5 protein-coding genes are annotated in these 6590 nt (G+C 70.7%); 2 read left to right on the plus strand and 3 right to left on the minus strand.

What is annotated here, in order from left to right:
- Positions 1–28 precede the first annotated feature (28 nt).
- A complete protein-coding gene (locus ASG43_RS07860; RefSeq protein WP_056502796.1) occupies positions 29–919 on the plus strand; it encodes a GNAT family N-acetyltransferase in 891 nt (296 codons plus the stop codon).
- Between the two features lie 128 nt (positions 920–1047).
- Positions 1048–1839, plus strand: a complete 792-nt coding sequence (modA, locus tag ASG43_RS07865; RefSeq protein WP_082490742.1) for a molybdate ABC transporter substrate-binding protein — start codon at positions 1048–1050, stop codon at positions 1837–1839.
- A gap of 76 nt (positions 1840–1915) precedes the next feature.
- On the opposite strand, the gene ASG43_RS07870 is transcribed toward modA, so the two are convergent.
- From ASG43_RS07870 to ASG43_RS07880, 3 genes are read right to left on the minus strand one after another with little or no spacing between them, the layout of a single operon-like run.
- Positions 1916–2995 (minus strand): carotenoid 1,2-hydratase, encoded by a 1080-nt coding sequence (locus ASG43_RS07870; protein ID WP_056502769.1) that lies wholly within the window; start codon positions 2993–2995, stop codon positions 1916–1918.
- Positions 2995–5532, minus strand: a complete 2538-nt coding sequence (locus ASG43_RS07875; RefSeq protein WP_056502771.1) for an ABC transporter permease — start codon at positions 5530–5532, stop codon at positions 2995–2997. The genes ASG43_RS07870 and ASG43_RS07875 overlap by 1 nt, the downstream gene beginning before the upstream one ends.
- Positions 5529–6293: an ABC transporter ATP-binding protein gene (locus ASG43_RS07880; protein ID WP_244488019.1), complete on the minus strand. Its 765-nt coding sequence runs from the start codon at positions 6291–6293 to the stop codon at positions 5529–5531. Before ASG43_RS07880 ends, ASG43_RS07875 begins: the two co-directional genes overlap by 4 nt.
- Positions 6294–6590 lie beyond the last annotated feature (297 nt).

Raw genomic sequence — 6590 nt, forward strand, 5'->3', positions numbered from 1 at the left:
GCCCGACTTTGGCGGAGACGAGGTCCCGATGTCCACTCCGGATCGCTTGGCAGAGAGTTCGATCGAGGGCTGCGGCCCGCTCGACATCCGGATCATGCAGACGGGCGACGTGGCGCTCGCTCTCGACTGGGCGGCGGCCGAGGGCTGGAATCCCGGACTGTCCGACGCGGCCCTCTTTCACGCCGTCGATCCCGGCGGGTTCTTCGTCGCGGTGGAGGAGGAAGCTCCTGTCGGCGTCGTATCGGTCGTCCGCTATGGCGCGGATTTCGCCTTTCTCGGCTTCTTCATGGTGCGGCCCGACCGGCGGGGACGGGGCATCGGCCGGGCGCTGTGGCGCCATGCGCTCGCCGAACGCCCGGCCGCGACCGTCGGGCTCGACGGCGTCGTCGCACAACAGGAGGCCTACCAACGGTCGGGCTTCGTCCTCGCCCATCGCAACATCCGCTACAGCGGCGCTGCGGCCGTGCTGGACGGGCCGATCGCGGGCGTGCGTCCGGTGGCAGCCGGCGACTTCCCGGTTCTGGCGGGCCTCGATACCGCTGCCTTCGGCGCGGCGCGCCCCGCCTTTCTCGCGGGCTGGCTGCAGGCGCCGGGCCATGCGGCTCTGGTCGTGGAGGCCGAGGGCGGAGGGCTCGCCGGGTTCGGCGTGCTGCGTCCCTGCCGAACCGGCTTCAAGATCGCGCCGCTCTTCGCCGACACGCCGGAAGCCGCAAGCCGTCTTCTCGCTGCGCTCATCGCCAGGGCCGGCATCGGCGCGGTCGTGATGATCGACGTTCCCGAACCGAACGTGGCCGCGCGGACGCTGGCCGAGACCGCGGGGCTTTCCCCGGTCTTCGAGACGGCCCGCATGTATCGCGGACCGGCACCGCAGCTGCCGCTCGACCGGATCTTCGGCCTCACCAGCTTCGAGCTCGGCTGAGCTCGATCGCACGGCGCGGCCAGACCTGGCGCGATACATCCTTTGATATGGCGCTTTCCCCGATCACGCGCCTCGCTATATTCGGCCGAAGCGTTCGCTAGACGCATGCCCAGCGCAGGGAGAGGGACGTGACGACACGCAGGACTTTCGCCAAAGGTCTCTCCGCTCTAACGCTTGCCGCCGCCATGGCCTTCGGCGGCGATGCGGGGGCGCAGGAAAAGGGCCCGGTCGTCTTCGCCGCGGCGAGCCTCAAGACCGCGCTCGACGGCGTGAACGCAGCCTGGACGACGCAGACCGGCAAGGCCGCGGTCTTGTCCTATGCAGCGAGTTCCGCCCTCGCCAAGCAGATCGAGAGCGGCGCGCCGGCGGATCTCTTCGTCTCGGCCGATCTCGACTGGATGGACGAGCTGGCGTCCAACAGCCTGATCCGCCCGGAGAGCCGCGTGGAGCTTCTCAGCAACGCCATCGTGCTCGTCGCGCCGAAGGGGACGGTGACGAGGGTCGGGATCACGCGCGATCTGCCGCTGGCGGATCTCCTCGGGACGGGCAGGCTGGCAATGGCCAATGTCGACAGCGTGCCCGCCGGCAAATACGGCAAGGCGGCTCTGACGACGCTCGGCCTTTGGGACGGCGTCAAGGACAAGGTGGCGCAGGCCGAGAACGTGCGCGCCGCGCTTCTCCTCGTGTCCCGCGCCGAGGCCCCGCTCGGCATCGTCTACAAGACCGACGCGACCGCGGACCCGTCCGTCGAGGTCGTCGGAACGTTTCCGGAGGATTCTCACAAGCCGATCGTCTATCCCGCGGCGCTGACGGCGGATTCCACGCATCCGGATGCGGGCGCGTTCCTCGAGTTTCTGAAGACGGATACGGCGCGGGGATTGTTCGAGGCGCAGGGCTTCACGGTGCTGGCGGGGAACTGAAACCGGCGGGTTCATCTCCGACCCTCGGCGCGACAGGCGCCGCCGGTCGAAATCCTGCACCCGTCGACCCCTTTGCCTACATCCGCAGCCGCGCCGCATAGCCCGTGAGCTCTAGGTATCCCCGGCCTCCGGTCGTCGTGACCGCGCCCTCCCAGTAGACGGGAAGGCCGCCCTTGCGCCCGTCGAGCTCCTGATCGTCGAAAAGCGGTGTCAGGGGGAAGCGCCGCTCGCCCTCGGGCAGGCGGATCGTGAGAAGCTGTTCCACCGGATAGTCCGCGTCGGTCCTCGGCGAGCGCCAGGTGCGCACCGGCTCCAGCGTCACGTCGTCGGGCGAAAACCGCGTGATCTCCCCGTCCGGCCGGCGCAGGGAGCCGCCAGCCCAGAGCGTGCCGCCGTCCGCGCGCCGGATCCGGAAGGCCATGAGCGCGCCGCCATCGTCGAGGTTGAGGCCCGTCCAGTCCCAGCCGACCGCGTCCGGGTTGAGGTAGTTCGACGACCATTCCCGGTCGAGCCAGGCCGTGCCCGTCACCGCCTGCCGCTCGCCGCCGTTCCGCGCGAGGGTTCCCGTCACGGCAAGATGGGGCAGGGAGTAATAGTGGCTGGCGTCGCCTTCGGCCGGTCCTTTCCGGCTGAAGCCTGCCTCGCCCTGGAGGAAGGGCGCCTGCGTCGGGGCGAACGCCAGGTTGAAGGAGAATTCGCCGGTCTCGACACGGGTCGTGAAGCGTCCGTCGGTCTCCCGCCGGAAGCTCCAGTCGTCGAGCACCACGTCGGCATCCCCGCTCGCCGCCTCGGCCAGGCCGAAGCCGGCGCGCGCGGCCCGCTCGCCATGGATCAGCCGGCCCGTCGCGGGATCGGAGATCGCGGCATGGGCGAAGAGCACCTGGCGGGGCGCGAAGCGGCTCGGATTGGCCGGATCGATCGACGGGCGCGTGCGGAAGAACGTCACCTGGAAGCCGAGGTCGCGGCCGTCCGGACCCTTCAGCCAACCCGTCACGTACCACCATTCCGTTCGAAACTCGGGATGGGCGCCGTGATCGCGGGGGAAGGCGAAGGCGACGCCGGGACGAACGGGGGGATAATCGATCTCGGCCGGCGCGGCGGGCGCGACGCCTGCGAGGCCGAGAAGCGCGGAGAGAACGATGCCGAGGAGCCGCATCACCAATCCTCCCGGACGGCGGTGACCGCATCCATGCCCGTCGCCCGGCGGCCCGCGACCATCGCGGTGCCCGCGGCGGCCAGGACCAGCGCGGCGACGACGCCGGCCATCGTGCCGAGCGGCAGACGGGTCGACATCGTCCAGTTGAAGGATTGCGGATTGATGACGTGGATCAGCACCTGGGCGAGCGCCAGACCGAGCGCGACGCCGGCGAGGCCGCCGACCGCCCCGAGCAGCGCACCCTCGATGCCGAGCATGGCGCGGATCTGCGCCTTGCCGAGGCCGAGATGGCGCAGCATCCCAAATTCGCGCACGCGGGCGAGCGTCTGCGACGACATGGTCGCGGCGACGCCGGCGAGGCCGACGAGCACGGCGATGGCTTCCAGCACATAGGTCACGAGAAAGCTCCGGTCGAAGAGGTCCAGCGCGTAGCGGCGCAGCGTCGCGGGCTCGGCAAGGCTTGGTTCGAGATCGGGACGAAGCGCGGAGAGAAGAGCTTCGCCGGTGCGGCCGGGATCGGCGCCCGAGGCGAGCGTCACCGCCGCTTCTCCCCGCGCGGCATCGCCGGTGAGGCTCTGATAGTCGTTTGCCCTGACGACGAGCGCGCCGGCCTGACGCGCGTAATCGCGCCAAATGCCGGCGATGCGGAAGGGCGCCGCGCCGGGGCCGATCGGCAGCGTGATCGTCTCGCCCGCGGACCAGCCATAGAGACGTGCCGCCGGCTCGGACACCCAGACGGGCAGGGCATCGCCCGAGACGTCTCCGACGGGCGGCGCTTCGTCCAGAAGCACCAGCGCCTCGCCGGCCTTTGCCGGGTCGATCGAGCGGGCGATCAGCGTCACCGGCGGGCGGTCCGGTGCGAGACCAAGGGGCAGTTGCCGGCTGAAGTCGATCGCGGCGACGCCGGGAACGGCGAGAAGCCGCGCCTGTCGCTCCGGCGTGAAGCCGCCGCCGTCCTCGGTTCGAAGATAGAGGTCCGAGGCGAGGACGTCGCCCAGCCAGTCGTCCACCGCGCCGCGAAAGCTCGTGACCATGGTCGCCATCGCGATCATCAGCGCGGTGGAGGCGACGATCCCGCACAGGGCCGTCGCCGCCTCGTTCGGTGCGCCGTGAACATGGCGAAGCGCCAGCGCGCCCGGCACGCCGAGGCGGGTCTGCCGGGACAAGGGCGACAGGAGCCGGCGGGCGAGGAACGGCACGCCCGCAACGCCGCCCGCCAGCATCAGCGCCATGCCGGCGAAGCCGAAGACAGGCAGATTTCCGACGGGCGGCAGGAGCGTGATGGCGCTGCCGACGAGGAGCAGCGCCGCCGCCCGCTTCCAGGGCGCCGCCCTGCGGGGATCGATGAGATCGCCGGCGTTCTTCAAAGCGGCGGCGGGAGCGGCCTTCGATGCGGCCCGCGCGGGCAGGATGCTTCCCGCCAGCGCGGCGGCGAGACCGAGGGCGAAGAACACGGCGGCCGACACTGGCTGGAAGACGACGGCGACGCCGCCGCCCCGGAAATAGCCGGCCCCGAGATCGCCGCCGAGAAAGGCGATCGCGGTTCCCGCCAGAGCATAGCCGAGGCCAAGGCCGAGCCCCGAGCCGATGAGGCCGATGACGAGACCCTCCAGAGCGACGAGCGCGACGATGCCGCTGCGGGGAAGGCCGAGCGTGCGCACGAGGGCGAAGGCGCGAAGGCGGCGCGCGACCGACAGCGACTGCGCGGAATAGACGAGAAAGCCGCCGGTGAGGAGAGCGACGAGCGCCAGCATGTCGAGGTTGACGCGGTAGGCGCGCGACAGGGCGTTGCCTCGCATGGCCTCCGTCGCGGTGCTGCCGAGGGCGGCGTCCGCCGGCAGGATCCTTCGGAGCGCGGCTTCGGCGCGGCTTCGATCGGACAGCGTCAGATCGATCCGGTCGAGACGGCCGAGCCGGTCGAAGCGCCATTGCGCGGCGGCGATGTCGATCGTGCCGATCGCCTGTCCCTCGGCAACGCCCGGCAGCAGACCGGCGACGGTCAGCCGTGCCGTCCGTCCACGGGCCGCGACCTCGATCGTGTCTCCGACGCGGGCGTTCGTGGCCTGAAGCGCGGCGGCGGAGAGAAACAGCGCATCGCCGGAGAAGACCCGTTCGCCGGTCGCATCCGGCCCGGTCGGGCGCAGGCCGACCAGGCTCGGCGTCACCGCGGCGGCGCGGATGATGTCGAGGCCCAGAAGCGCGAAGCGGCCGCCCCGGCTCTCCGCGTCGAGCCGCACCACGGGACTGGCGTCGATGACGCCCTCGCTTCGCGCGACGGCGGGATAGATCGCTTCGTCGAAGCCGAGCGGGCTTGCCGCCTGGACCTGGAGATCGGCCGTTCCGTTGACGCCGCGCACCGCGCCGTCGAAGGCGGACAGCGCCGATCCGTTGACGAGATGGACCGCAAAGCCGAGAGCGACGCCGACCGCGATCGCAACGATGACGCCGAGAAGCCGGGCGGGATGGGCGCGGACCTCGCCGCCGACGAGCCAGGCGAGGGCGAGCCGCGCGGAAAAGACCGACGCCGCCGCTCTCACGACAAGCCGTCCCGGCCGCTTCTGGTCTCGCCGAGACCCTTCGCGCTGAGGGTGAGGACGCGATCGGCGATGGCGGCGGTCGCGTGGGAATGCGTGACGATCACCGCTGCCGACCGTCCCCGCCGCACGGAATCGGCAAAGAGGGCGAGCACCCGGGCCGCGGTTTCGGGATCGAGATTGCCGGTCGGCTCGTCCGCGAGGATGAGGGCCGGCTCGTGTACGAGAGCCCGCGCGATCGCCACCCTCTGCAATTCGCCGCCGGAGAGATCGCGGGCATAATCGCCACCCCGCGTGCCGAGGCCGACCGCTTCCAGCAACGCGTCGGCGCGACGCTCCAGGGCCTCGCCCTTCGAGGAGACGAGAGCGAGGGGCAGGGCGACGTTCTGGCGAAGCGTCAGGTAGGGGAGAATGTGGAAGGCCTGAAAGACGAAGCCGATGCGTTCGCGCCGGAGCCGGGTTCGCGCCGGCTCGTCGAGCTCGCGGATGCTCTCGCCCTCGACCCGCACGTCCCCCCGGTCGAACCCATCGAGACCGGCGAGGATGTTAAGAAGGGTCGACTTCCCGATGCCGGATTCCCCGACGATCGCGACGATCTCTCCGGCCCTCGCCTGCAGGGTAAGGCCGGAGAAGAGCTGCCGCCCGCCCGGAAGCGACTTCGCGAGGTCGAAGACCTCCAGGATCGGGCCTTCATGTCCCGTCCGGGGCGGCATGGACAAGGCGGGAGAAAGCTCGGCGGCGGATCGGTGGGGCGTCGTCTCCATGCAGGGGAGCTAGGGCTTCCCCGCAGGCGTGTCACTGCGACATGGTCTCGTGCGACCGGGGATCCGTCTTGTCCGGACCGAAAGAGGACGGAGGAGGGGCCGGACGAAGCGCGACGGGGCACGCCGAGCCGGGACAGCCCTGCCGATTCCGGATGCACCAAGTGCCTGTTTCGCAGGCGTTTGAGCCGTGCCGACAGGCGCTTTCCGCGCTTTGGCATGTCCTCCTGGGTGTCATGTTTCCGACACGGTGCGGGATCGCCTTGGCGCCGTCGGTCTGATTTTGCGTGTTAGAACAGC

The sequence above is a fragment of the Aureimonas sp. Leaf454 genome, assembly GCF_001424685.1.
Taxonomy (GTDB): Bacteria; Pseudomonadota; Alphaproteobacteria; order Rhizobiales; family Rhizobiaceae; genus Plantimonas.